The 26,103-nt window shown below is 60.6% G+C and carries 26 protein-coding genes and 2 tRNA genes; 21 read left to right on the top strand and 7 right to left on the bottom strand.

The features are described from left to right. Positions 1–7: 7 nt before the first annotated feature. The 14 genes from AB4O09_RS16295 (at position 8) to nudC (ending at position 16,912) form a co-directional block, all read left to right on the top strand. Positions 8–655, top strand: coding sequence for a hypothetical protein (locus tag AB4O09_RS16295; protein WP_013693324.1), 648 nt, complete (start codon positions 8–10; stop codon positions 653–655). A 22-nt stretch (positions 656–677) separates the two neighbouring features. Further along, positions 678–1,157: a YbjN domain-containing protein gene (locus tag AB4O09_RS16290; protein ID WP_027913039.1), complete on the top strand. Its 480-nt coding sequence runs from the start codon at positions 678–680 to the stop codon at positions 1,155–1,157. Continuing rightward, positions 1,154–2,098: a peptidylprolyl isomerase gene (locus AB4O09_RS16285; RefSeq protein WP_003201720.1), complete on the top strand. Its 945-nt coding sequence runs from the start codon at positions 1,154–1,156 to the stop codon at positions 2,096–2,098. Before AB4O09_RS16290 ends, AB4O09_RS16285 begins: the two co-directional genes overlap by 4 nt. Before the next feature lie 40 nt (positions 2,099–2,138). Further along, complete coding sequence (locus AB4O09_RS16280) at positions 2,139–3,119, top strand: LysR family transcriptional regulator (protein ID WP_003201721.1); 981 nt, start codon at positions 2,139–2,141, stop codon at positions 3,117–3,119. Positions 3,120–3,272: 153 nt separating this feature from the next. Continuing rightward, entirely contained in the window at positions 3,273–3,770 is a 498-nt protein-coding gene (locus tag AB4O09_RS16275; protein WP_003201722.1) for a GNAT family N-acetyltransferase, read from the top strand. Positions 3,771–3,869: 99 nt separating this feature from the next. Then, positions 3,870–4,364 carry a hypothetical protein gene (locus tag AB4O09_RS16270; protein ID WP_027913040.1) on the top strand — a complete coding sequence of 165 codons (495 nt, stop codon included), beginning with the start codon at positions 3,870–3,872 and terminating at the stop codon, positions 4,362–4,364. A 94-nt stretch (positions 4,365–4,458) separates the two neighbouring features. After that, a complete protein-coding gene (locus tag AB4O09_RS16265; protein ID WP_003201727.1) occupies positions 4,459–5,130 on the top strand; it encodes a DUF3313 domain-containing protein in 672 nt (223 codons plus the stop codon). A 126-nt stretch (positions 5,131–5,256) separates the two neighbouring features. Next, positions 5,257–5,757 carry a thiol peroxidase gene (gene tpx, locus AB4O09_RS16260; RefSeq protein WP_013693326.1) on the top strand — a complete coding sequence of 167 codons (501 nt, stop codon included), beginning with the start codon at positions 5,257–5,259 and terminating at the stop codon, positions 5,755–5,757. Positions 5,758–5,934: 177 nt separating this feature from the next. Then, a complete protein-coding gene (locus tag AB4O09_RS16255) occupies positions 5,935–7,251 on the top strand; it encodes an MdtA/MuxA family multidrug efflux RND transporter periplasmic adaptor subunit (protein ID WP_003201731.1) in 1,317 nt (438 codons plus the stop codon). Further along, entirely contained in the window at positions 7,248–10,343 is a 3,096-nt protein-coding gene (locus AB4O09_RS16250) for an MdtB/MuxB family multidrug efflux RND transporter permease subunit (protein ID WP_003201732.1), read from the top strand. Before AB4O09_RS16255 ends, AB4O09_RS16250 begins: the two co-directional genes overlap by 4 nt. 112 nt (positions 10,344–10,455) lie before the next feature. After that, entirely contained in the window at positions 10,456–13,560 is a 3,105-nt protein-coding gene (locus tag AB4O09_RS16245) for an efflux RND transporter permease subunit (protein ID WP_013693328.1), read from the top strand. Beyond that, the gene (locus AB4O09_RS16240) at positions 13,557–15,047 is read left to right on the top strand and encodes an efflux transporter outer membrane subunit (RefSeq protein ID WP_003201735.1); all 1,491 of its coding nucleotides are present in this window, start codon (positions 13,557–13,559) and stop codon (positions 15,045–15,047) included. Before AB4O09_RS16245 ends, AB4O09_RS16240 begins: the two co-directional genes overlap by 4 nt. A gap of 215 nt (positions 15,048–15,262) precedes the next feature. Beyond that, entirely contained in the window at positions 15,263–16,075 is an 813-nt protein-coding gene (locus AB4O09_RS16235; protein WP_003201737.1) for a crotonase/enoyl-CoA hydratase family protein, read from the top strand. A 6-nt stretch (positions 16,076–16,081) separates the two neighbouring features. After that, positions 16,082–16,912, top strand: a complete 831-nt coding sequence (gene nudC, locus AB4O09_RS16230) for an NAD(+) diphosphatase (protein WP_003201739.1) — start codon at positions 16,082–16,084, stop codon at positions 16,910–16,912. Here the strand turns inward: nudC and AB4O09_RS16225 are convergent. Further along, positions 16,880–17,659, bottom strand: a complete 780-nt coding sequence (locus tag AB4O09_RS16225) for a TSUP family transporter (RefSeq protein ID WP_060613859.1) — start codon at positions 17,657–17,659, stop codon at positions 16,880–16,882. The genes nudC and AB4O09_RS16225 overlap by 33 nt on opposite strands. A gap of 397 nt (positions 17,660–18,056) precedes the next feature. Between AB4O09_RS16225 and AB4O09_RS16220 the strand changes: the two genes are divergently transcribed. From AB4O09_RS16220 to AB4O09_RS16210, 3 genes are all read left to right on the top strand, one after another. After that, positions 18,057–18,130: transfer RNA gene (locus tag AB4O09_RS16220), tRNA-Cys, on the top strand. Positions 18,131–18,323: 193 nt separating this feature from the next. Further along, a tRNA-Leu gene (locus tag AB4O09_RS16215) sits at positions 18,324–18,410 on the top strand. A 230-nt stretch (positions 18,411–18,640) separates the two neighbouring features. Beyond that, entirely contained in the window at positions 18,641–19,108 is a 468-nt protein-coding gene (locus AB4O09_RS16210; RefSeq protein ID WP_032833317.1) for a hypothetical protein, read from the top strand. 128 nt (positions 19,109–19,236) lie between these two features. Here the strand turns inward: AB4O09_RS16210 and AB4O09_RS16205 are convergent, their stop codons facing one another. Beyond that, positions 19,237–19,599: an NUDIX hydrolase gene (locus tag AB4O09_RS16205; protein ID WP_003201745.1), complete on the bottom strand. Its 363-nt coding sequence runs from the start codon at positions 19,597–19,599 to the stop codon at positions 19,237–19,239. Positions 19,600–19,884: 285 nt separating this feature from the next. Between AB4O09_RS16205 and AB4O09_RS16200 the strand changes: the two genes are divergently transcribed. Both AB4O09_RS16200 and AB4O09_RS16195 read left to right on the top strand, forming a co-directional pair. Then, complete coding sequence (locus tag AB4O09_RS16200; RefSeq protein WP_003201747.1) at positions 19,885–20,070, top strand: hypothetical protein; 186 nt, start codon at positions 19,885–19,887, stop codon at positions 20,068–20,070. 88 nt (positions 20,071–20,158) lie between these two features. Next, the gene (locus AB4O09_RS16195) at positions 20,159–20,386 is read left to right on the top strand and encodes a PLD nuclease N-terminal domain-containing protein (protein ID WP_003201749.1); all 228 of its coding nucleotides are present in this window, start codon (positions 20,159–20,161) and stop codon (positions 20,384–20,386) included. Between the two features lie 25 nt (positions 20,387–20,411). Here AB4O09_RS16195 and AB4O09_RS16190 read toward each other — a convergent pair whose 3' ends face one another. The 3 genes from AB4O09_RS16190 to AB4O09_RS16180 form a co-directional block, all read right to left on the bottom strand. Next, on the bottom strand, positions 20,412–20,837 hold the full coding sequence (locus AB4O09_RS16190) for a hypothetical protein (RefSeq protein WP_003201751.1): 426 nt from the start codon (positions 20,835–20,837) through the stop codon (positions 20,412–20,414). A gap of 121 nt (positions 20,838–20,958) precedes the next feature. Further along, entirely contained in the window at positions 20,959–21,189 is a 231-nt protein-coding gene (locus AB4O09_RS16185; RefSeq protein ID WP_003201752.1) for a hypothetical protein, read from the bottom strand. Between the two features lie 153 nt (positions 21,190–21,342). Continuing rightward, positions 21,343–21,597 (bottom strand): DUF6555 family protein, encoded by a 255-nt coding sequence (locus AB4O09_RS16180; protein ID WP_003201754.1) that lies wholly within the window; start codon positions 21,595–21,597, stop codon positions 21,343–21,345. A gap of 230 nt (positions 21,598–21,827) precedes the next feature. Between AB4O09_RS16180 and AB4O09_RS16175 the strand changes: the two genes are divergently transcribed. Both AB4O09_RS16175 and AB4O09_RS16170 read left to right on the top strand, forming a co-directional pair. After that, positions 21,828–22,727, top strand: coding sequence for a polysaccharide deacetylase family protein (locus AB4O09_RS16175; protein WP_460107203.1), 900 nt, complete (start codon positions 21,828–21,830; stop codon positions 22,725–22,727). 103 nt (positions 22,728–22,830) lie between these two features. Further along, positions 22,831–23,022, top strand: a complete 192-nt coding sequence (locus AB4O09_RS16170) for a hypothetical protein (RefSeq protein ID WP_013693334.1) — start codon at positions 22,831–22,833, stop codon at positions 23,020–23,022. 148 nt (positions 23,023–23,170) lie between these two features. Here AB4O09_RS16170 and AB4O09_RS16165 read toward each other — a convergent pair whose 3' ends face one another. Beyond that, a complete protein-coding gene (locus AB4O09_RS16165; RefSeq protein WP_003201758.1) occupies positions 23,171–24,967 on the bottom strand; it encodes a DAHL domain-containing protein in 1,797 nt (598 codons plus the stop codon). A gap of 252 nt (positions 24,968–25,219) precedes the next feature. Continuing rightward, entirely contained in the window at positions 25,220–26,074 is an 855-nt protein-coding gene (locus AB4O09_RS16160) for a prohibitin family protein (protein ID WP_003201760.1), read from the bottom strand. Positions 26,075–26,103: the final 29 nt, after the last annotated feature.

The following is a 26,103-nucleotide window of genomic DNA, read 5'->3' as shown; positions in this document are numbered from 1 at the left end:
AGACCTCATGAAAAGGCGAGCCAAATACCCATGCCCGGCTGCGTTGCTGATGCTGGGTCTGCTGCTCAGTGGCTTGGCGCACGGCGAAGGCCTGGAAGAGCGGCTGCGGGCACAGCTGCGCAGTACCACCGCCCAGTTGCAGGCCCTGCAAAGCGAGCAGGCCCAGGCCAGCGCCGCTCGTCAGGCTGCCGAGAGCCAGGCCAAGGAGGCCCAGGCGCAGATCAAGCAATTGACCGCACAACTGAGCAAGGCCCAAGCCCTGGCCGAGCAGCTGGCCGGACATCAGCAAAACCTGCAAAACCAGGCCCAGGCCCAGGTGGCGGCGAGCAACGAGCAAATCGGCAAATTCAAGAAAGCCTATGAAGAACTGTTGACCCTGGCCCGTGGCAAAGAGACCGAGCGCGCCCGCCTGGAGGCGCAATTGACCGAGCGTGACACACAAGTGCAGCAATGTTCGGTCAAGAATCAGCAAATGTACGAAGTCGCCAAGACGCTGCTGCATGCCTACGAAACCATTGATGTGACCGACATCATGAAGATCCGCCAGCCGTTCGCGGCCAAGGCCCGGGTGCGTTTCGAAGAGCTGGCCCAGGGCTTTGGCGATGATCTCTACAAGAACCGTTTCGATGCGCCCCAGGCCTCGATCACTCACTGAACAGAACAAGGAAGACGCGAGCATGACCTCAATGATTGAATACGTCGGTGCAAAATCCCTGACCGAGTGGTTGCAGGCTGCGGGTTATCGGGTCAACGAAACCGAGCAGAACGGCATCGTGCAACTGCTCAGTGCCAGCCAGGGCATCGGCTTTGCGGTGCGTTTGGGTAATCCTGCGCCGACAGCGGGCCAATACCTGGACTTCACCTTCAGCTGCGCCTTGCGGGTACAGGGCGAGTTGCCAGCTGGGTTGGTGGCGTTGTGGAACGCCTCGCGCCGCTTTGCCCGGTTGTCGCTGCAGGGTGAGTTCCTGGTGATGGAAATGGACGTGGTGGTCGCGGCAGGCGTGAGCGCCGATCATTTGCGCAGCCACCTGGAACTGTGGGATCGCCTGTTGCAGGAGTTCATTGTCTACCTGCGTGAGTACAGCCAGAACGCGGCGCGCCTGCAAACCCCGGCCGAGCCCGTCGAGGCGCCATCGGAGGAGGCCGTCGCATCGTGAAAAAGCCGACCTTCGTCATCAGCGCCGCAGCGCTGGGCCTGCTCGCCGTGGCGCTGGTGCTGGGTCTGCGGCCGGGAAGCGATCCGGTCGCCGCGGTACAGACCGTAAGCGTTGCTACGGCCGACTCGCCGAGCCTGGCGCGCTTGGGCAACCAGCACGTCAGCCCCGATGAACTCAAGGCATTGCTGGCCGCGCTGGCTCCTGAAGTTCGCCAGCAAATGCGTGGCAATCGGGCTGCGCTGGAAGGCTGGATTCGTGCCCGCCTGGCGGAAAAGGCCGTGTTGGAGCAGGCCGACGCCCAGGGCTGGCGCGAGCGGCCCGAGGTGGAGCGCCAGACCCGGGCGGCGGCTGAGCAGATTGTGTTTCGCGACTACTTGCGGTCGGTCAGCCAGGTGCCCGCCGGGTATCCCAGTGAAGACGAGTTGAAGCAGGCTTATGACGCCGGGAAAGCCAACTGGACCGCACCGGCGTTGTACCGCGTCAGCCAGATTTTCCTGGCAGCCACCGAGCCGCAAACCGTAGAGGCGGTGCGCCGGCAAGCGCTGGAGTTGAGCAAGAAGGCCCAGGCCTCGCCCGCTGAATTCGGCGCCCTGGCCAGTCGTTTTTCCCAGGACCGCAGCAGTGCCGAGCGCGGCGGTGACAGTGGTTTCCAGCCCTTGCAGCAACTGGTCCCGCCGGTGCGTGAGGCGGTGGCGCGCCTGAAGGTCGGCGCGGTGTCGGACCCGGTGCAAAGTCCGGCGGGGTTTCATGTCATCAAGCTCACCGAACAACAGCCGGCCCGGGAAGCGACCCTGGACGACGTCCGCGAACGCCTGACCCAGGCCCTGCGCGCCCAGCGCCAGGAACAGATCGCCAAGGCCTACCTGGACGGCATGCTCGACACGGCCACGTTGAGCATCGATGGCGCGCAGTTGAGCAAGGTGCTGGAGGAGGGGCTTTAGGCCGGCCCAAATAATTCGTACAACCGACAGGGAGTCACCCATGACCTTCACCGAGCCCGCAGGACGCCAGGCTGTCACCGCATACCGCACACCGTTGCGTGTCCCCGATCCCTGGCTGACATTGGCCGGCGGTATTGAACCGCAGGTGGCGCAGTGTTTCCTGGTCAGTGCCCGTTGCGGCTGCTTCATGCAAGCGGCTCGTAGCCTCAACGTCAAGGCAACCTGGCTGCGCAAGCAGTTGGCGCAGTTGGAGACGCGCCTGCAACGCTCGCTGTTCAGCTTCCAAGGCAGCGCCTTGACCCTCACTCGTGAAGGCCGGCAGTTGCAGGCGCGATTGATCACCCTGGCCCACGAAAGTGCGCCGCCGCTGAACGATCAACCCTTGATTCGCCTCGCCGTGGCCGAGTCGATTCTGCATGACATCCTGGGACGCGACCTGATCTCGTTGCTACGGCGCAACGCCAGCGTGCGACTGCAGATCATCACCCTGGACAGTGAACTGGCACTGCAAGCCGTCAGCGCCGACCTGGTGCTCTGGTTGAGTGATGCCCAGGTGTCGGTGCCAGGGCCGAGCTTCGCCACGTTGCCCGCGGATCGACTGGCGCGGATGGACTATGTGCCGCACATCGCCAAGCGCTATTCACGACCGGCCACGCGCCCGGATTGCCTGGAGGACCTGAACGACTACATGCTGGTGCAATGGCAGGCGGACCGACACGTGGATGGCTTCGCCCCGTGGAATGCCCTGATAGAACAGCGCCGGGCCGGCGTGGTGCAGGTGCAATCCTACGAATTGATGCTGGAAATGATTCGCTGCAGCGCCTGCATCGGTCTGTTGCCGCAGTACATGAGCCGTTTCGACCGAGGCCTGGTGGCATTGCCGCAAGTGTTCGGCCCGTCGATGCAACGGTACTTGTGGATGGCCGTCAATGCCCAGGCCGAAGGCTCGCCAGAGGTGCAGATGCTTCGTGAGCTGATCCATCACACGCTGGATGAGCGCCGGGATTGGTTCCAGACCTAGCTGGTAGCACGATAATCCTGTGGGAGCGAGCTTGCTCGCGATAGCGGTGTATCCGTCAACGCGGATGCCAAAACCACCGCTCCCACAGGTTCCCCATAGCGCCTGGCGCGGCTTATAGTGATTGGCCTTGTCACGCCTCCAGGGAGGAGCTGCATGTCCGAATCATCGATCACCCTCGTACGCTTCACTGAAGCCCACATCGCCGGTGTCACCGCGCTCTACAACGATCCGGCGGTGACTCGCCAAGTGCTGCAAATGCCTTTCCAGTCCACCGAAGTCTGGCGTAAGCGTCTGGCAATGGACGACGAGCGTTTATTGAAACTGGTGGCCCTGCACGAGGGTGAAGTCATCGGCAACCTGGGACTGGAGCAGTTTTCGCGCGTGCGCCGTGCCCATTGCGGCAGTCTCGGCATGGGCGTGGCTGTCGCCTGGCAGGGCAAAGGCGTGGGGTCGATGCTGCTCGCGGCCGCGCTGGAGGTTGCGGACAACTGGATGAACCTGCGGCGGGTCGAGTTGACGGTGTACGCTGACAACGAAGCGGCCATCGGGCTGTACCGCAAGTTCGGCTTCGAAACCGAAGGCCTGATGCGCGACTACGCCGTGCGTGACGGTCGCTGGGTGGATACCCTGGCGATGGCGCGGTTGCGCTGAAGAGCCCAGCGCGCAGGCAAAGAGGGCTTTTACGTACGCCAACGTCTTGAACCTGTCATCATCGCGCTTCGCAGTACTCCCTTAATCGAGGACCGGCCCATGGACGATGTACAGCAATTGGGCGAGATGCTTCGTCACTACGCCGACAGCGAAGCGCACAAGAAACAACTGCACCAGGCCCAGGCAACGGTCTGGGCCGAACAGATCAAGGCGTTGTACGGGCAAATCGAGCAATGGCTGGCGCCCGTCATGGCGCTCGGCCTGCTGGAACTTAGCCGTGAGACCTATGTGGCGCACGGGCCGAGCGCTCCGGTAGAGACGTCCGGTTTCAAGACTGAAAAACTGACCTTGACCATCACCGGTAGACCGGTGGAATTCGTTCCGGAGGTGATGGGCGTAGGTGGGCTGATTTCTTTGTCGATCATTGGCCTGGCGGCGACCCGTCACGGCAGTATTTCGCTGGTTTGCCAACCGCCATCGGTGCAATGGCAATGGCGCCGGACCAACGGCTTGAAGGACCCCGACACATTTGCTTTCGATGCCAACTTCCTCGCACAACAGTTGCAGAGCCTGATACCGCGTGAACGCGGCTGAATCACGCACGCGCTTCTCAGCGCAGGCAAAAACCTGTCCATTGGCTATACCTGTAGTTCCGGCCCCGCCTCGTGTGGCTTACAGGAGTGACAGCATGAAGTTTTCGTCGATGATCGGCACTGTTTGCATTGCCTCGCTCGCCTTGGCGGGTTGCTCCAGCAAAGTCACCCAGCCGGATGAGTACTCCGGGTTCCTGGGGGATTACAGCCGGCTCAAGGAAGAGAAGTCGCCGTCGGGGGCCGAGGTGATGCGTTGGGTCGATCCGAAGATCGACCCGGGCAAGTACACCAGTCTCTATATCGAGCCGACACAGCTTTACCCCAAGCCGCAGCCGACCGTGAAGATCCCCCAGGCCACGCTGTCCGGTATCACCGCTTATTACGATCAGGCCCTCAAGCGGGAAGCGGGAAAGTCCTTGCCCCTGGCGACAGCTCCTGGGCCGGGTGTATTGGTGATGCGGGCGGCCATCACGGCTGTCGGCAGCAAGACCGAAGGCTTGAAACCTTATGAGGTGATCCCGATTGCGCTGGTGGCGGCCGCTGTCAGCACGGCCAGCGGCATTCGCGACCAGGAAACCACCCTGGGCACCGAAGCGGTTTTTCTCGATGGTGGCAACAACGCGGTGGTCGCCCAGGTGGTGCGCAAAGGCACGGGCAAGCCGTTGTCCAACGAGTCCCAGGTGATGAAGCCCGATGACGTCAAAGGGGTCATCGATGGCTGGGCGTCGGATTTGCATCAGTCGTTTCTGAAATTCAAGGCTAAATAACCACCGCCGTTACCTCACGCGCCGGCGTCCAAACCACGACTTTTTATGTCCAACCATAGGTCGCGCAAGCATTTCGTGGTTAACTCCGGCCTCACCATTTTCAAACCTGTCAGAAGGAATCCGTTCATGGCTCAAGTCACCCTCAAAGGCAACCCGGTCCAAGTCAACGGCCAGTTGCCACAAGCCGGTTCCAAGGCGCCAGCCTTTTCCCTGGTTGCCGGCAATCTGTCGGACGTTTCCCTGAAGGACTTCGCCGGCAAGCGCAAAGTGCTGAACATTTTCCCAAGTGTCGACACGCCGACCTGCGCCACCTCCGTGCGCAAGTTCAATGCCCAGGCCAACGGCCTGACCAACACTGTGGTGCTGTGCATCTCCGCCGACCTGCCGTTTGCCCAGGCGCGTTTCTGCGGTGCCGAAGGCCTGGAAAACGTCCAGAACCTGTCGACCCTGCGCGGTGCCGAGTTCATCCAGGACTACGGCGTGGCAATCGCTGATGGCCCGCTCAAAGGCCTGACCGCCCGTGCCGTGGTGGTGCTGGACGAAAACGACACCGTGCTGCACAGCGAGCTGGTCAAGGAAATCGGTGAAGAGCCAAACTACGACGCTGCGTTGGCCGTTCTGAAATAAGGTATTTATTACAATTGTTAACGGCCTGGCCCTGTCCAGGCCGTTTTCTTTTGTGCTTCAAGGCGTTAGCCGACTATGTGCCAGGTAAGCCCAACGTAAATTGCCGGTAAAGGCGCTTTGCTAAACACCCGCCAGTGCTTATCGTTCAGCCTCCCGTAAAAGAAGTCCACGCGCCCAATGGTTGATCACTCCATGCAATCCTCTGTTTCCCGCAATTCCCGTCGCTGGTTGTTCGGCCTGTTCATCGTATTGGTGGTCGCGGCGCTGGCCTGGAAGTTCTGGCCCAGTGGCTCGGCGCAGAAGCCTGGGGCAGGGGATAAAGCCGCGGCGGGGCACATGGGGCGCTCGGGTGGCATGCGGCCAGGGTTCGGTGGGGCTACGGGGCCGATTCCGGTGCGGGTGGCGCCGGCGGTGACCGGGGATTTCCCGCTGTACTACAAGGCGCTGGGCACGGTCACGGCCCTCAATACCATCAACGTGCGCAGCCGCGTGGGTGGCGAACTGGTCAAGATCGCTTTCGAAGAAGGGCAGATGGTCAAGGCCGGGGACCTGCTGGCCGAGATCGACCCGCGTCCGTACCAGAACGCCTTGCTCCAGGCCGAAGGCACGCTGTTGCAGAACCAGGCCCAGTTGAAAAATGCCCAGGTAGACTTTGAGCGGTATCGCGGCCTGTACGCTGAAGACAGTATTGCCAAGCAGACCCTCGACACCGCCGCGGCGCTGGTGGGTCAGTACCAGGGCACGGTCAAGACCAACCAGGCGGCGGTCAACGACGCCAAGCTCAACCTCGAATTCACCAAGATCCGCGCGCCCATCTCCGGGCGGGTCGGCTTGCGGCAACTGGATATCGGCAACCTGGTGGCGGCCAACGACACCACGGCCCTGGCAGTCATCACCCAGACCCAACCCATCAGCGTCGTGTTCACCTTGCCGGAAAACAACCTCGACACGGTGCTCGCCCGTTATCGCAGCGGGGCGAAACTGCCAGTCGAAGCCTGGGACCGGGGCGATGTGAAGCTGCAGGCCAGCGGCGTGCTGCAAAGCCTGGACAACCAGATCGATGTCACCACCGGCACCTTGAAGTTCAAGGCCCGCTACGAGAACCGCGACCAGTCGCTGTTCCCCAACCAGTTCGTCAATGTCCGCCTGCTGGCCGACACCCTCAAAGGCGTGACCCTGGCACCGACGGCGGCCATTCAGTTCGGCACCAATGGCACCTTCGTCTATGCCCTGGATGGCGACAAGAAGGTCACCATCAAAAAGCTGAAGATCGGCGCCAGCGACGGTGCGAACACCGTGGTCACCGAAGGCCTGGTCGCCGGTGACCGGGTGGTGCTCGAAGGCACCGATCGCTTGAAGGAAGGCAGTGAAGTGGAAGTGGTCAGCGACAGCCAGGAAGTGCCCACCACGCCGACCGAGCACCTGCAGGGCAAGTCCGCAGCGGTGCCCGCTGAGCCGGTTGCGGCCGACAAGGCGAAAAAGGGCGGCGCATGAATCTCTCGCGGCTGTTCATCCTTCGCCCGGTCGCCACCACCCTGAGCATGCTGGCGATCATCCTGGCCGGCCTGATCGCCTATCGGCTGCTGCCGGTGTCGGCATTGCCCCAGGTCGATTACCCGACCATCCGTGTGATGACCTTGTACCCGGGCGCCAGTCCCGATGTGATGACCAGCGCGGTGACCGCGCCCCTGGAGCGCCAGTTCGGACAGATGCCGGGCCTGACGCAAATGGCCTCCACCAGTTCCGGTGGTGCGTCGGTGATTACCCTGCGCTTCAACCTCGACATCAACATGGACGTCGCCGAGCAGCAGGTGCAGGCCGCGATCAATGCGGCCACCAACCTGCTGCCCAAGGACCTGCCGGCACCGCCGGTGTACAACAAGGTCAACCCGGCCGATACCCCGGTGCTGACCCTGGCTATCACCTCCAAGACCATGCTGCTGCCCAAGCTCAATGACTTGGTGGACACCCGCATGGCGCAGAAAATCGCCCAGATCAGCGGCGTCGGCATGGTCACCATCGCCGGTGGCCAGCGCCAGGCCGTGCGAATCAAGGTCAATCCCGAGGCCCTGGCGGCCAACGGCCTGAACCTGGCGGATGTGCGCACATTGATCGGCGCCTCCAACGTCAACCAGCCCAAGGGCAACTTCGACGGCCCGACCCGGGTCTCGATGCTCGACGCCAACGACCAGTTGACCTCGCCCAAGGATTACGCCGAACTGATCCTGGCCTACGCCAACGGTGCGCCGTTGCGGCTCAAGGACGTCGCGCAGATCGTCGATGGCGCCGAAAACGAACGCCTTGCCGCCTGGGCCAACGAAAACCAGGCCGTGCTGCTGAACATCCAGCGTCAGCCGGGGGCCAACGTCATCGAAGTGGTGGACCGGATCAAGGCCCTGCTGCCGAGCATCACCGACAACCTGCCGGCCGGCCTGGATGTCACCGTGCTGACCGACCGCACCCAGACCATCCGCGCATCGGTCACCGACGTGCAGCATGAGTTGCTGATCGCCATCGTGCTGGTGGTCATGGTGACCTTCCTGTTCCTGCGTCGCGTCAGTGCCACGATCATTCCGTCGGTGGCTGTGCCGTTGTCGCTGATCGGCACCTTTGGCGTGATGTACCTGGCCGGTTTTTCCATCAACAACCTGACCCTGATGGCCCTGACGATTGCCACCGGTTTCGTGGTGGACGATGCCATCGTCATGCTGGAGAACATCGCTCGCTTCATCGAGGAGGGCGACAGCCCGCTGCAGGCAGCACTCAAGGGCGCGAAGCAGATCGGCTTCACGCTGATATCCCTGACGCTGTCGCTGATCGCCGTGCTGATCCCGCTGCTGTTCATGGCCGATGTCGTGGGACGGCTGTTTCGCGAGTTCGCCATCACCCTGGCGGTGGCGATCCTGATTTCCCTGGTGGTGTCCCTGACCCTGACGCCGATGATGTGCGCCCGCTTGCTCAAGCGTGAGCCCAAGGAAGCAGAGCAGGGCCGTTTCTACCGAGCCAGCGGCGCCTGGATCGACTGGTTGATCGCCGCCTACGGACGCAAGTTGCAATGGGTGCTCAAGCACCAACCGCTGACCCTGCTGGTGGCGGTGGGCACCCTGGTGTTGACGGTGGTGCTGTACCTGGCCGTGCCCAAGGGGTTCTTTCCGGTGCAGGACACCGGGGTGATCCAGGGCATTTCCGAGGCGCCACAATCGATCTCCTTTGCCGCCATGAGCGAGCGCCAGCAGCAATTGGCGAAAGTGATCCTGGCGGACCCGGCGGTGGAGAGCCTGTCGTCCTACATCGGCGTGGACGGCGACAACGCCACGCTCAACAGCGGGCGCCTGCTGATCAACCTCAAGCCCCACAGCGAACGGGATGACAGCGCCACCGAGATCATTGCCCGCCTGCAGCCGCAACTGGATCGGCTGGTGGGCATTCGCCTGTTCATGCAGCCGGTGCAGGACCTGACCATCGAAGACCGGGTCAGCCGGACCCAATACCAGTTCAGCCTGTCGTCGCCGGACGCCGAATTGCTCAGCCTCTGGAGCGGGCGGCTGGTCGAAGCCCTGGCCCAACAGGCGGAGTTGACCGATGTGGCCAGCGACCTGCAGGACAAGGGTTTGCAGGTCTACCTGGTGATCGACCGCGACGCAGCCTCTCGCCTGGGCGTCTCGGTGTCGAACATCACCGATGCGCTCTATGACGCCTTCGGCCAGCGGCAGATTTCCACTATCTACACCCAGGCCAGCCAGTACCGCGTAGTGTTGCAGGCCCAGGCCGGGGAGCGGATCGGGCCGCAGGCGCTGGACCAGATTCACGTCAAGACCACCGACGGCGGGCAGGTGCGGCTGTCGAGCCTGGCCCGGGTCGAAGAACGCCAGGCGCAACTGGCGATTGCCCACATTGGCCAGTTCCCGGCGGTGATGATGTCGTTCAACCTGGCACCGGGCGTGGCCCTGGGGCATGCGGTGGACGTAATCGAAAAGGTCCAGCGGGACATCGGCATGCCGGTGGGCGTGCAGACCGAGTTCCAGGGCGCGGCCCAGGCATTCCAGGCCTCGCTGTCGAGTACCTTGCTGCTGATCCTGGCGGCGGTGGTGACCATGTACATCGTCCTGGGCGTGCTGTACGAAAGCTACATTCACCCGATCACCATTCTTTCCACCTTGCCCTCGGCGGCCATCGGCGCCTTGCTGGCCTTGATTCTCAGCGGCAATGACCTGGGCATGATCGCGATCATCGGCATCATCCTGCTGATCGGCATCGTCAAGAAAAACGCGATCATGATGATCGACTTCGCCCTCGACGCCGAACGCAACCGGGGCGTCGACCCGCAGACGGCGATCTATCAGGCTGCATTACTGCGCTTCCGTCCGATCCTGATGACCACCCTGGCGGCCTTGTTCGGTGCAATACCGCTGATGTTCGCCACCGGTTCCGGCGCCGAACTGCGCCAGCCTCTGGGGTTGGTGATGGTCGGTGGGTTGTTGGTGAGCCAGGTGCTGACGTTGTTCACTACCCCGGTGATCTACCTGTATTTCGATCGACTGGGGCGCCGGTTTGCCAGGCCCGATGGGAAAGAGGTGCAGGTATGACTGCGACGCCCGAAATCCTGGGGCATTTGTGGCGAGGGAGCTTGCTCCCACATAGCGGAAGCAAGCTCCCTCGCCACAACAGCCTGCTCATTGAAGCCTGGAGCGGCTGCTGATGAACCTGTCCGGTCCATTCATCAAGCGTCCGGTCGCGACCATGCTCCTGAGCTTCGCCATCATGCTGCTCGGTGGTGTGAGCTTCGGCCTGCTGCCGGTTTCGCCGCTGCCGCAAATGGATTTCCCGGTGATCGTGGTCCAGGCCAACCTGCCAGGGGCCAGCCCCGAGGTGATGGCTTCAACGGTGGCTACGCCCCTGGAGCGTTCCTTCGGCGCTATCGCCGGGGTCAACACCATGAGCAGCCGTTCCAGCCAGGGTTCTACCCGCGTCATCCTGCAATTCGACCTGGACCGTGACATCAACGGTGCCGCCCGGGAAGTGCAGGCGGCCATCAATGCGTCGCGCAACCTGTTGCCCAGCGGCATGCGCAGCATGCCGACCTATAAGAAGGTCAACCCGTCCCAGGCGCCGATCATGGTGCTGTCGCTGACCTCGGATGTGTTGAAAAAGGGCCAGCTCTACGACCTGGCCTCGACCATCCTGTCCCAGAGCCTGTCCCAGGTCTCGGGCGTCGGCGAGGTACAGATCGGCGGCAGCTCGTTGCCGGCGGTGCGCATCGAACTGGAGCCGCATCTGCTCAACCAGTACGGCGTGGCCCTCGATGACGTGCGCACCGCTGTTGCCGATAGCAACGTGCGCCGGCCCAAGGGGTCGGTGGAGGACGATCAGCGCATGTGGCAGGTCCAGGCCAACGATCAACTGGAGAAGGCCAAGGACTACGAAACGCTGATCATCCGTTACCAGGATGGCTCGGTACTGCGGCTCAAGGACGTGGCGAAAGTCACCGACAGCGTCGAGGATCGCTACAACAGCGGTTTCTTCAACAACGATGCCGCCGTGTTGCTGGTGATCAACCGCCAGGCCGGGGCCAACATCATCGAGACGGTCAACGAGATCAAGGCGCAACTGCCGGCGTTGCAGGCCGTGCTGCCGGCCAGCGTCAAGCTGAACCTGGCCATGGACCGCTCGCCGGTGATCAAGGCCACCCTGCATGAAGCGGAAATGACCTTGCTGATCGCCGTGGCCCTGGTGGTGCTGGTGGTGTTCCTGTTCCTCGGCAACTTCCGCGCCTCGCTGATCCCGACCCTGGCGGTGCCGGTGTCGCTGGTGGGCACGTTCGCGGTGATGTACCTGTACGGTTTCTCCCTGAACAACCTGTCGTTGATGGCGTTGATCCTGGCGACCGGGTTGGTGGTGGACGATGCCATCGTGGTGCTGGAGAACATCTCCCGGCATATCGACGAAGGCGTGCCGCCGATGAAGGCCGCGTACCGGGGAGCCGAGGAGGTGGGTTTCACCTTGCTGTCGATGAACGTCTCGCTGGTGGCGGTGTTCCTGTCGATCCTGTTCATGGGCGGCATCATCGAGAGCCTGTTTCGCGAATTTTCCATCACGCTGGCGGCGTCCATCGTCGTTTCGCTGGTGGTCTCGCTGACCCTCACGCCGATGCTCTGCGCCCGTTGGCTCAAGCCTCACGTGCCAGGGCAGGAAAACCGCTTGCAGCGCTGGAGCCAGCGGCTCAATGAGCGCATGGTCCGTGGTTACGCCATCAGCCTGGACTGGGTGCTGCACCATCGGCGCCTGACCTTGTTGAGCCTGCTGGTGACCATCGGCGTGAACGTCGCGTTGTACGTGGTGGTGCCGAAAACCTTCATGCCGCAGCAGGACACCGGCCAGTTGATCGGTTTCGTGCGTGGCGACGACGGGCTGTCGTTCAACGTGATGCAGCCGAAGATGGAGATCTTCCGCCGCGCCGTGCTCAAGGACGAGGCGGTGCAAAGCGTCGCCGGTTTCATCGGTGGTAACAACGGCACCAACAACGCCTTCATGCTGGTGCGCCTCAAGCCGATCAAGGAGCGTAATATTTCTGCACAAAAGGTCATCGAGCGCCTTCGAAAAGAAATGCCCAAGGTTCCCGGCGCTCAGTTGATGTTGATGGCCGACCAGGACCTGCAGTTCGGTGGTGGTCGCGAGCAGACCACCTCGCAGTATTCCTACATCCTGCAAAGCGCCGACCTGGCGTCGCTGCGCGCGTGGTATCCCAAGGTCGTGGCGGCCTTCCGGGCCTTGCCGGAACTCACCGCCATCGATGCCCGTGACGGTGGTGGGGCGCAGCAGGTGACGCTGGTGGTGGACCGCGACCAGGCCAAGCGCCTGGGCATCGACATGGACATGGTCACCGCGGTGCTCAACAACGCCTACAGCCAGCGGCAGATCTCGACCATCTACGACAGCCTCAACCAGTATCAGGTGGTGATGGAGGTCAATCCCAAGTACGCCCAGGACCCGAGCACCCTCGAGCAGGTTCAGGTGATCACCGCCGATGGCGCGCGCGTACCGCTGTCGGCCATTGCCCACTACGAGAATAGCCTGGAGGACGACCGGGTCAGCCATGAAGGCCAGTTCGCGTCCGAGGGCATTTCCTTCGACATGGCCGAAGGTGTCACGGTGGAGCAGGGCACCGCGGCCATCGAGCGGGCACTTGCCAAGCTTGGATTGCCCGAGGATGTCATTGCGAAAATGGCCGGCACCGCCGATGCGTTCGCCGCCACCCAGAAGAGCCAGCCGTTCATGATCCTCGGGGCGTTGCTGGCGGTGTACCTGGTGTTGGGTGTGCTCTATGAAAGCTACATCCATCCGCTGACCATCCTGTCTACGTTGCCATCGGCCGGGGTCGGCGCATTGCTGTCGATCTACGCGCTGGGTGGCGAGTTCAGCCTGATCTCACTGTTGGGGCTGTTCCTGCTGATCGGCGTGGTGAAGAAAAACGCCATCCTGATGATCGATCTGGCGCTGCAACTGGAACGTGCCGGGCAGACGCCGCTGGAGTCGATCCGCAGCGCTTGCCTGCTGCGGTTGCGGCCAATCCTGATGACCACGCTGGCGGCGATCCTTGGCGCCTTGCCGTTGCTGCTCGGTGCTGCCGAGGGCTCGGAAATGCGCCGGCCATTGGGCCTGACCATCATCGGTGGGTTGGTGTTCAGCCAGGTACTGACGCTCTACACCACCCCGGTGGTTTACCTATATCTCGACAAACTGCGCCATCGCTTCAATCGCTGGCGCGGCGTGCGCACTGATGCTGCCCTGGAAACTCCGCTATGACCGATCGTTCGCCTTTCAATCTTGTCGCAACACTGGCGACTGCCCGTGGCTCGCGGGTGCTGAGCCTGGTGCTGTGCGTGGCGATGCTCAGTGCCTGCGCCGTCGGCCCGGATTATCAACGTCCCCAGGCTGCCGCCCCGGTGCAATACAAGGAGGCTCAGGGCTGGCGCCAGGCCAATCCCAGCGATGCGATGGCCAGGGGCGCCTGGTGGGAGCTGTACGGCGATGCGCAACTCAATGGCCTGGTGAACCAGCTCAATGCGTCCAACCAGACCGTGGCCCAGGCCGACGCCCAGTACCGGCAGGCCCGGGCACTGGTGCGCAATGCCCGTGGCGCATTTTTCCCTACCGTGGACCTGACCGTTGGCAAGACCCGCTCCAGCCAGGGCACCGGTAGCAGCAGTTCGAGCCTGAGCAGTTCGTCCAGCGGCATTCGCGATACCTATAACGCCCAGGCCGGCGTCAGTTGGGAGGCGGACGTGTGGGGCAAGTTGCGCCGCACCCTGGAAGCCGACGAGGCGAGCGCGCAAGCCAGTTTTGCCGACCTGGCGGCGATGCGTCTGAGCCAGCAATCGGAACTGGTGCAGAATTACTTGCAGTTGCGGGTGATCGATGAACAGAAACGCTTGTTGCAGACCACCGTCGACAACTATCAGCGCTCCCTGAAAATGACCGAAAACCAGTACCGCGCCGGGGTGTCCGGCAAGGACGCGGTGGCCCAGGCGCAAACCCAGCTCAAGACCACCCAGGGCGACCTGATCGACCTGATCTGGCAACGGGCCCAGTTTGAAAACGCCATCGCCGTGCTGATCGGCCTGCCGCCCGCCGAATTCAACCTGGCCGAGACCCAGGACATCCCGTCATTGCCGCAAATTCCGGTGGCGCTGCCTTCGCAGTTACTCGAGCGCCGGCCGGATATCGCCTCGGCAGAACGCTCGGTGATGGCCGCCAACGCCAACATCGGGGTCGCCAAGGCCGCGTATTACCCGGACCTGACCCTGAGCCTCAGTGGCGGCTACAGCAGCAGCACCTACGACAACTGGGTGAGCGTGCCGAACCGCTTCTGGTCGGTAGGGCCACAACTGGCGATGACGCTGTTCGATGGCGGCCAGCGTTCGGCAGAGGTCGACCGTACCGTCGCGGCGTATGACCAGACCGTCGCCACCTATCGCCAGACCGTGCTCGACGGCTTGCGCGAGGTGGAAAACTATATGATCCAGCTCAAGGTGCTGGAAGACGAAGCCCGCGTGCGCCAGGAGGCTCTGGACGCCGCCCGGGAATCCCTGCGCCTGACGCAGAACCAGTACAAGGCCGGGTTGATTGCCTACCTCGATGTGGTGACCGTCCAGGCCACGGCCTTGAGCAATGAACGCAGTGTGCTGAGCTTGCAGCAGAGCCGCCTGATCGCCAGCGTGCAATTGATTGCCGCATTGGGCGGGGGGTGGGACGGGCAGCTGCAGGCTAGCGAACAGGCTGCCGAGAACTGATACCCAACACTGTCCCTGTGGGAACGAGCTTGCTCGCGAAAGCGGTGTTTCGGCTTGCAGAAATGTTGACTGAACTACCGCCATCGCGAGCAAGCTCGCTCCCACAACGACTTGCGGTGAGGTCAGTCCCGCTTTTGGCCGATGCACTGTCTACGTCCTGTCGCGATGGCTTGTTATAGTTCAAGCCTCTTTTCAGCCGGTAAAGGATCACTGCCATGTCGCAATACCAAGCGTTCAACGTCGAACTTGCAGACAACATTGCCCATGTGCAGATCAATCGCCCGGAAAAGATCAACTCGATGAACGCTGCGTTCTGGAGCGAGATCATCGAGATCTTCCAGTGGATCGACGACACCGATGCCGCACGGGTGGTGGTGCTGAGCGGTGCCGGCAAGCATTTCTCCTCGGGGATAGACCTGATGATGCTGGCGGGCGTGGCCAACGAGTTGGGCAAGGACGTAGGGCGCAATGCACGCCTGCTGCGGCGCAAGATCCTGCAACTGCAAGCCTCGTTCAACGCCGTGGACAACTGCCGCAAACCCGTGCTCGCGGCTATCCAGGGCTATTGCCTGGGCGGGGCCATCGACCTGATTGCCGCCTGCGACATGCGTTACGCGGCCGAGGACGCCCAGTTCTCCATCAAGGAGATCGATATCGGCATGGCCGCCGATGTTGGCACATTGCAACGCTTGCCCCGGATCATCGGGGACGGCATGCTGCGTGAACTCGCTTATACGGGGCGCACTTTTGGTGCCGACGAAGCGCGCAGCATCGGCCTGGTCAATCGTGTCTACAGTGACACCGCCAGCCTGCTCGACGGCGTGATGGGCATCGCCCGGGAAATCGCCGCCAAGTCGCCGATTGCCGTGACCGGCACCAAGGAAATGATCAGCTACATGCGCGACCACCGCATCGACGACGGTTTGGAATACGTCGCCACCTGGAACGCCGCCATGTTGCAATCGACCGACCTGCGCGTGGCCATGGCCGCCCATATGAGCAAACAGAAACCTGAATTTCAGGATTGATTGACCATGATTTCACGCTGGACCACCGCAGTACTCGATACCGCTCTTGCTGGCGGCTGGGCCGTCGCCCGCAGCCCTGAGGGCTTTCTGTTCGATGACAACGGCGCGCTGTTTCCCCGCGAATGGCTCAAGCGCCAAGACCTGTCGATCCTCGCCGAGCATGGCATCGGTCACCTGGATGGCGAGCCCGTCTACCTGCTGGAATTGCACAGCCTGCTGGACATCCCTGGCTGCAACTGGAAAGGCCTGCGGGCGTTCATGCTCGAGGATGACCACACGCTGTACAAAGTGTTGGGCTATGCCGCGCAGATCGGCACCTGGGCCCGCGAGCATCGTTTCTGTGGCAGTTGCGGCAAGCGCATGGGCCAGATTCCGTTGGAACGGGCCATGTATTGCGATGCCTGTGAGCTGCGGCACTATCCGCGGATTTCTCCGAGCATGATCGTGTTGATCACTCGCGGCGATGAAGTCCTGCTGGCCCGTTCGCCGCGTTTCGTCCCGGGCGTCTACAGCACCCTGGCGGGGTTTGCCGAGCCTGGCGAGTCGGCCGAGGATTGCCTGGTGCGCGAGGTTCGCGAGGAAGTCAGCATCGAGGTGAAGAACATCCAGTACATGGGCAGCCAGTGCTGGCCATTCCCCCATTCGATGATGCTCGGTTTCCACGCTGAATATGCCGGTGGCGACATCGTGCCCCAGGAAGATGAAATCGAGGACGCGCAGTGGTTCAACATCCATGACCTGCCACCGTTGCCGGCTTCGCGCTCCATCGCCCGCTACCTGATCGACCTGTATGTGGCGCGGCGCCTAGGCCACGCTGAACCAGTGCTGCCAGGCTAGGCGCACGGTCAAGCCCAGCACCACGGTGATGAACACCGGTCGGATGAACTTCGCGCCGCCGCTGATGGCGGTGCGAGCGCCGAAGAACGCACCGACCATCACAGACACACCCATGCTCAGGCCGATGACCCAGTCCACTTGTCCGGAAAAGATGAACACCGACAGCGCCGCGATGTTGCTGACGAAGTTCATGCTACGGGCCACGCCGCTGGCCTTGACCAGGTCGATGGGGTAGAGCAGCAGGCTGCTCACAGTCCAGAACGCCCCCGTACCCGGCCCGGCCACGCCGTCATAGAAACCCAGGCTGAAGCCTTGGGGCGACTGCCATGTCTTCTTGATCGGTGCGTTGCTGTCCAGCGGTGCCTTGGGCGTGCCGCCGAACAACAGGTACAGGCCACAGGCGAAGACGATCACCGGCAGCATCTTGTTCAGCCACTCGGCGGGCAAGTAATGGGCGACGATGGCGCCGGTCAGGGCCCCGACCAGGGTGCCGACGAGGGCATGAGTCCACTGCCTTGGGTGGAACAGCTTGCGCTTGTAGAAGGTGAAGCTGGCCGTCGCCGAGCCGAAGGTCGAGCTGAGTTTGTTGGTCCCCAGGACCAGATGAGGCGGCAAGCCTGCCGTCAGCAGGGCTGGCGTGGTCAGCAACCCACCGCCACCGGCAATGGCATCGATGAAACCGGCAATGAACGCGACAACAGCAAGGATAGCGAGGGTAGTGAGGTCAACGCTGAGTTCAAAAGGCATGGAATAGGCTTATTTAGCAGGTCGCAGAAGGGCTGCGGGGAGGGCCGGTATGTTACCCATAATGGTGCAGGGCTGCGACAGCCGGTTGGGGCGTTGCACTGTAAGATCCCACAACCCCGCAAATCGCCCGTGGCGTGGGAGCATGCTCTCGCTGGGCTGCGCAGCAGTCCCAAAAGGCTTCCTGATATCTGCCTGGCACACCGAGACCGCTGGACAATTTTTTTTTGAAATCAAGGGGTTGTCAGCCTGGGCAAATGAGTACATAATTGCGCCCATCGAACGCACTGGGACGTAAAAAATCTCAATGTTTTCAAGGAGATAGCGGTGCCTAGATGCCCTGTATCCTGATCAGGTTTGTACCGCGGTTGATGTGGCAGCATTGCATCAAACGTTCTGAGGCCGAATAGCAAAATGGTTATGCAGTGGATTGCAAATCCACCTACGCCGGTTCGATTCCGACTTCGGCCTCCACTTTTAAAAAGCTCTGTAGATCTATGATTTACGGAGCTTTTTTATTTTCGAAGCATTGAAAGCTTTTGTATTGAAAAGGGCATGAGCTACCTTGCTTCGCAGGGGAGGGATGTATATATTCCCCCTCTTGCTGCACCAGCCAGAACATCGGCCACTGGATTTTGCCGACGTTCCCATGGCTAACCGCGCTACCGCCCGAATGGCGAAACTGGTAGACGCATGGGACTTAAAATCCCCCGCTCGTAAGGGCGTGCCGGTTCGATTCCGGCTTCGGGCACCATCTAAAATCAAGGGTTTGCGAGCGAAAGCTAATGCAAACCCTTGTTCGTTTCCGCTTCTGAAAACTGCTGCGGAAACGGAGCCCAAGCCTGCGGGTATTTTCAAGCGCAAGCCTCTACACTCGGCGTTGAGATTAGCAAGGTGAGTGGCTGGTGGTTACGTCCTCCAGCCCTTGCCCAGTACGCTAATCCTTTGACCATGGAGAGGTAACGAGTGAAAACGATCGCAACGATGAGTCTGTTGGCCTTGATGAGCAGCAGCGCTGTATGCGCTGGGGAGACAACCTCCGTTGATGGGAAAACGCTAGCCGTGAACTTTGGCGAGCCGACCGTCAAGCAGGTTCTGCACTATCGGAAAATGTACGATAAGAAGCCCTTTCCCGACGCGGAAATTTATTACTACAGCAACGGTTTGTACAAAATCATCTCTCAGGGAGAAAATCATTACGGTGTCTACGTCTTGCAGGGCCAGCACACCGACGAGACATACACTGTGAAGTTCATCTCCCTGCCTTCCCCTGACTGGGGCAATAAAACGGCGTATCACCAGCTCACCTTTATTCGAGGTGATGCACAAAACGTATTTATCCAGAACGCAATTGTCGACACCGGCGAGGCGATAGCCCAGCAGAACGGGACCTATACGCAGGAAGAAAATACCGTGGTCAACCCGATCAGTACCGCCTGGCAGAAAAAGTGAGCCCGTTGCCCTCAGCGGCTTGATGGCAGATTTCTGGCAATTTTGTGATCACCTAGTATTTATAAAACAATAGGTTGCATGATATTTCTCATGCAACCTATCCGGTATTGGTCGTCAGTACCGGTGCCTCACAACCGTCGCCGAAACGCCTCGAGAATGTCCCGCGTCCCCTTTTTCATTTGCAACTGGGCAATAGCGTCCAGCGGATGCCAGAGGCAATCGCTGATTTCATTCTGTGGCTTGGCCGCCGTCGAGTCGCTGACTGATGCTTCGAACACATGATGTTCGGTCTGCCCGTCACTGATTCGCATCAAGTAGAGCAGATTCTCGACGTCCAGGCCGGTTTCCTCTGCCAATTCCCGAATGGCTGCGCCGGCATGGGTTTCGCCGCGCTCGACGGTACCGCCCGGCAACGCCCAGCGGCTATTGGCTTTGCGAACCAGGAGGATGTGGCGATTTTCCTCGCAGATGACGGTCGCTCGAATTTTCATGGCCGTGCTCGATCTGTGACTGTCATTAAAGTGAAATATAACTGCAATATTTGCGCCTGGCATTAGCTGCTTCGTTCAAATGTCGAGTTTTTCAAGGTCTTATCCACTACGACCGCGACGGAGCGGGAAAGACTGAGCTTATTTGTGCCTGTCATCGCTTCGCTCCATCTCTGCGACCGCTAGCACTAGGTTTTCGACCGGTTATCGCCTCAAATGAATCAGCTTCAAAAAAATGAATCCATGTTGGGTGCATTGGCCGGCCCCGATAGGGGAAGGAAGCGAGAAATGACCACCGTTGAAGACTTCAAGATCAAATCCCATGAGCTCCTGGTAGAGCTCGATACGGCAACGTCGGAAATGATGAAGCTCATATGTGTTCATCAAATGAGTGGATCGACCTGGGATGAGGCAGTCCAGCGTCAACATGAAGCTTATGAGCAGTGGGTCGCTTATCTGAACGAGCGGGGATAGCTGCCAATGCGCGTCCCGAGGGTGCAAATTCTTTGAACGGCGCCTCAACGGCTCTGCCTAATCCTTGAACCGACAAGAGGATTAGGTCATGTCTGAATTAGCCAGTTATTTCTGGATCGCTGTTGCGGTGCTTTTGCTGCTCGTCGATTTGTGGGCGATCGTCAGTGTCTTTCGAAGCGACAAGTCGGTCGGGACCAAGGCGGGCTGGGCCCTGCTGCTGATCGTTTTGCCGGTGCTGGGCCTGGTCATCTGGGGCGTAGCCGGGCCTCGCGGAGTCAAGGAAGGTCCGTCATCGCCGGAGCACAGCAAGGGCTAGCCAGGAAGCGGCTGTGACAGCCACCTCACTGGTTTATCCAATTGCCGCCGGTGGTTTCGCAGTCTTCCCGGGCCTGCTGCAACTGCTCGACGCCGTAGTAGTACCACGTCACTTTTGCATCATCGGGAAGGGTGGCCGACCCACCGCGCTTTTCCTTGCTGGTTGAGTGCGGGTTGGCCAACGCTTCCTGGGTCGGCTTCGCCTGGCATGTCGCCACGTATCCCTCGGCACAACGCTCGACTCTACGCTTTTGAGTCGTGAGCGTTCCCTTGCTTTCATTGCTGCAAGACCAATCGAGGGCTTCGGCGGGCATGCCTTTGTATTCGTAGCAGCTATGGCTTTCGATCACTGGAACGGCCTGGCTCTGGGATCGTGTGATGACGTCGCAGCCTTGGGCCAAGACGGCGGCGGGGCTTGCACAAACGATCAATAGCAGGATTCTGGCATTCATGAGTTTCTCCCTTTGCGGTTTCTGCACCGGTGCCTATCAATTTCGAGGTGCAAAAAAAGCCCACGTTCCATCAGTTTTCCAACCGGTAGAACTCAGGGAGAAACGGGGCTGGCGCAGCGCGTCAGCGGAACTTGGGTAGAGGGGGTTCAGCAGGCTTGAGCGACGTTAGCGCGCTTTGGATCGACGGAGCGTCTTTGTCGATGTCGTTGAGCCGGTCCCGGATGCGCACTGCGGTGGGGTGCCCGCCTTGGTGGTCGACCCAGTCGGCGATTTCCTTGCAGGCTGCCGTGAGCCTGGCTTGACGCGATTCGAGCAAGGTGAGCAGGGTGGTGATGGACTCTTTTTCGGACATGTCACACCTCCATTCAGGGGTTGATGAGGCAGCACAAAACCCGCCAGGGGGCGGGCTGCGCCGTGGTTTAAGCGTAGTTGAGTTATTTCAGGTCTGTCGAAGAATCCGGCGTCCGGCTAGACAGCCGGTGCGCCGGAAACAATGCGAGTAGTGTCAGCTGGACTCCTTGACCCAGGACGGCGTGACGCTTGCCCGCCAGCGTACGTCGGTAATACCGTATTTTTCAGCAAGGGGCTTGGAGACCCGCTTGACCTTTTCTCTCCCGAATTTCGGTATGCGCCCGACCCCCGCGTCGCAACTGGCCCAATGCCAAGCCTCGGAGTTATTCATCACTTCCGCGCGAATAATGAATGACTTGGGTTCGCCATGGAGTATGTAGTCAATGATGTAAAGCGATGGCCCGCCCATAAATCCTCCCTAATTAGTCCTATACGGATGGATACAAAGGCATTCGGAAAATTCCATCGAATTTCCAGACGGTCAAATTAATACCGCTCAGGCTCGTGCACCGAGCAGCGGCAAAACAGCCGGAACTCACGGCAAGGAACCAAACCCGGTTACCCTTCTCCAAGGTGAGCTTCAACACCATAGGCCAGGGATCAAAGGCGACGCAGTGCGGCATCAACAAAAGGCAAAACATGAAAAACATCGCCAGGGTGCTGTTCATCGCAGCCCTCGCCATCGGTTTGTCGGGCTGCATTGGCGCCCCCATCGAACTGACGCCGCAAACCGAGCAACGCTTGCGCGAACAACCCCCGATCCGTTTCCTGCTGACATTCGATGATGGGCCCAGCGCCTCGTCTATCTGGAACCCTAGCCTGGAGGTGCTCGACGCACTCGCAGACAATCCGCTACAGCCCGGCATCAAGGCGGTGTTTTTCCTGCAGACCCGCTCACCACGTGCCGGTGGCAGTGATATTGGCCGCTCGGTAATGCGCCGTGAACAGCAGGAAGGCCATGTGCTGGCCTTTCATACGGCGACCCACTGGCACACCAATCACCGGTCGCTGAGCCCTGATGAGCTGGAGCAATCGCTCAGCAATGGTGGGCGCGATATCGCCGCCATTAGCGGCGCGGCGCCGATCTTGGTGAGGCCGCCATTCTGGAGCTTCGACAAGCGCACTGCGGCCGCCTACCGACATCATGGCCTGCACATTTTGTTGACCGATCTGAGCGCAAATGACGGCAAAGTCTGGGGCATCACGATGAGCCCGCGGCGGCGGATCAACCTGATCCGACAACTTTCCGAAGTGCGCGAGCGCATCGCCGCCGGGCAACTGCCAGCGGTGGACGGAGTTATTCCGGTGGTGGTGACGTTTCACGACATCAATCGTTATACCGCCCGGCATGCTCGTGAATACCTGCAAATCCTGCTCGACAGTGCCAAGGCTACCGGGGTGAGGACCGACGCCAAGCCGTTCTATGATGACCACCAGGCGCTGGAGCGAGCGGCCTTGGCTCGGACGGTCGATCACAGCACTGAACCCGTGCATTTACCGGGGTTGTGGGACTGGTTGTGGGATTCGGATTCCCACTGAGGGCGCCACGAATGCGGCGGGTGTCGCGACGTTCGGTTGGCCGCCCGGCGCAATCAGCGTGTATGGTAGGCCGTGCACCCTTGGTTGAAGTCGGAGGTGACCAATGAGCACTGCGATGCTGACGAAAATGCACATCAACGGTTATGACGTGCTTAGCGTAAACAGCGGCCCGTGGAGGGTCTGTACCCAGGCTGACCGGTTGGGTTCCTTTGCTTCCCGCGAGGAAGCGCTGGCCTATGCCGCCGCGTTGCCGACCCGAAGAGCCCGTAGCGGCCGGCCTGTAAACACGAAATAAGTGGGGCCGGTACAGCCAACCTCTCGGTGACAGGTAGACCGCTATCGCGAGCAAGCTCGCTCCCACAGTTTTTCCGGGTATTCACCAATAATCCCCTGTGGGAGCTTGCTCGCGATGGCGGCGGGTCAGCGTGCGCCCGTCACGGTGATCAGGCACGGGCCAATTCCAGCGGGACTTCCAGGGTAAACAGAGCGCCTTGCCCCGGTCCGTCGCTATGGACATAGAGGCGGCCATTCATTTCAACCGCCGCCAGGGCGCAGCTGTGCAAGCCAAACCCATGGCCGTCCTTGCGGGTCGTGAAGCCGTGATTGAAGATGCGGGCCAGGTTCTCCGGGGAAATGCCTTCGCCTCGGTCCTTGACGCTCAGGCTCAGCGTCGTTTCGTCTAGGATGCGGATCCCCAGGGTTATCTCCCGTGGGTGCTCACTGATGTGCGACATCGCGAATTTGGCGTTGCTGATCAGGTTGATCAGGATCAGCAACAACCTGTGCTTGTCCCCCATGATCGCAGGAACTTCCTGATATTCCTTGATGACGGTGACGTGATGCCGACTGAGCGCACCCGAATTCATGCGTAGCGCATCTTCGAACAGATCGCTGACATTGAGCGGTTCGATCAACCTGGCGGCCCCTGCATAGGTTTGTTGAGTGGTGACGATTTCCTTGATGTGATCGATGCTCTTGGTCAACTGCGCCAGCTCATCTATAAGCACTGCCTGTTCCGCGGCGATGGAGTCGACCAGTTCGTTGAAATAACGCGGCAGCAACCGGCCTTTTTCATCATGGGTGATGAACTGGCCAAGATCCTCGGCATGTTCATTCATCATTTTGACCGCCTTGGTGAGCCCGAGCGTCTTGCTGTTCCTCAACTTGCGGGTCACGAGCTCGGCCGAAATGTTCACGCTGTTGAGCACATTCCCGACGTTGTGCAATACATTCGTGGCTATTTCGGCCATGCCCGCCATCCGGGCTGCATCCACCAGTTCGCGTTCGGCCTCCATCAGCTCGCGAGTGCGCTCCTGCACGCGCTCCTCGAGCCGTTCATTGGACGTTTGCAGTTGCTGGTTGATCTGGTTGATAACGGCGTAACTGCGAACCAGGCGTACCGCCAGGTAGATCATCAATAGCGCCATGAGGCTGGCACACGCGCCCAGGTAGATATGGTATTGACGGTCCGCAGCGGCTGTCCTGCGCTGTGTCTCGTTCAATAGCTCGTTGATGCTGTCCAATTCCTGGGCCACCGGAATCACGCTGATGCGGTCCAGCAGATCATTGACGATTGGTTGCTCCTGGATAATGGATTTGACGTGCTGGGTCAGGGCAATGAAGAGGGGCTGGTTGGTCGCGGGCAGTTGGTCGACGTATTTTTCCAGATCACTCAATTGGCGCTGCACTTCCTCGGCTTTGTCTGAGGTGACATAAAGTGCGTACTCCAGCGTTGTCAGTGTCAGCTCACGAACATTGGAGGCTGTTGCCAGGCGTCCCGTAGAGCTTTCGGTGCTCATCTCTGCTAGCAACGTTTGAATACCGTCCTCGACCATCGGCAACGCATCCAGGGCGATGCGTAGATTGGCGTTGTGTTGCTGGAATTGATCGACCAGTACTGTTTTGTTCTTGACCGCATCCACATAACCGTTGCGTCTGGATGCCCAAAGGGCCGCCAGGGGACCAGCGTTATTGAGCTGCTCCAACTGCTCCCATCGACTGTTGGCCTCAAGCGGCGGCGCCAGCGACAGGTTATTGTTCACGCCGATCTTTTTCCTGAGGATCTTGACGTTCCAGTTAGCGTCGGCCTGCTTGAGCTGGCGAATGAAGTCGCGGGATTCGAAGTAGGTCGATGAGTCGTACGTGTATGACTTGATCAAAAAGAATATCAGTGCAGCAAACACAATCAGCGCGACGGCCAATAGGGCGGGCCATTTATATTTTTTGATAATAGTGGTCACGCTATTCTCCTGCTCAAGGCGCTTATCGAAGGAGTTGGTGAATTCCCGAGGGGGGAGAGATGCTCGAGGGAGGAGCCGGAAGGGGGGAAAGGTAAACGTCGTGCGGGTTGGTGTGCCGGTTTGCTGTGGCCTGGGTACACGTTGAGCTCCCTGCTAACGATGAACGTCGGGTTCATGGTTGAGTGTAGCGCTAACGAGAGGGGCGATGCTTGCTGCGCGAAAGGCGCGGCCGGGCAGGCCGCGCCCCTGGCGTTACTTGATGTCGATGAAGGGCAGGGCGCCGTTTGGTAGCACGGTAGTCGGCAAGACGCCATTCCAGCGCTCGGCCTTGGTCAGTTCCACCAGGTTCTGGTTGCTGGCCAGGGCCTGGGCCCGCGCCTTGATGGCTTCGGCTTCGGCTTTGCCGCGCAACTCGGTCGCCAGTGCGTCTGCCTTGGCCTGCGCCACTTGCGAATCGGCTTCGGCCTGGGCCTGAGTCACGCGAATCTGTGCTTGCACTTGCTCGGTGGCGAGCTGTTGCTCGCGGGTCTTGACTTGGACTTCCGCAGCCATGCGCGCTTCGATGGCTTTTTCGTAGGCATCACTGAAGTCAATGTTCTCGACCTGGACGCTGTCGATGATCACGGGGCCGGTAATGGTGGCCTTGATGGCGGTGGAAATATCGTTGACCAGTTGGACGCGGTTCTGCACGGCAGCCACGGCGTTGAACTTGCCGAATACGTTTTCCACCTGGGTTGGCACCTGGCGGCTGATCATCCGGTCGCGGATACCTTCCAGGTCCTTGAACTGGGTATAGACCTTCGCAACATCCGAAGGCGCGATGTGCCAGGACACGGACACCTTGAGCTGGGCGGACTGTTGGTCCTTGCTGTAGGCCTGGAGGTCTTCATAAGCCGTCACTTGGCTCTGGACGCTGATCAGGCGTACCGACTCGATAAATGGCGTCTTGAAGGACAGTCCCGGTTCAATGACGCCGACCAGCGCCCCGTTGCGCAGCAGCACGCCACGCTCGGTTTCGTCGATCGTGTACCAACTGCCAAAGAACACGCACAACAGGACGATGCCCGCGATTGCGGCAACGATGGAGCCGATGGTTTTACTGGTCACTTTTCTTTCCTTGATTGGCTGGGGAGGGT

This window comes from Pseudomonas sp. H1_F01 (assembly GCF_054681425.1).
The sequence above is the reverse complement of the archived record's forward strand: the minus strand, read 5'-3'. Positions and strand labels throughout refer to the sequence as shown.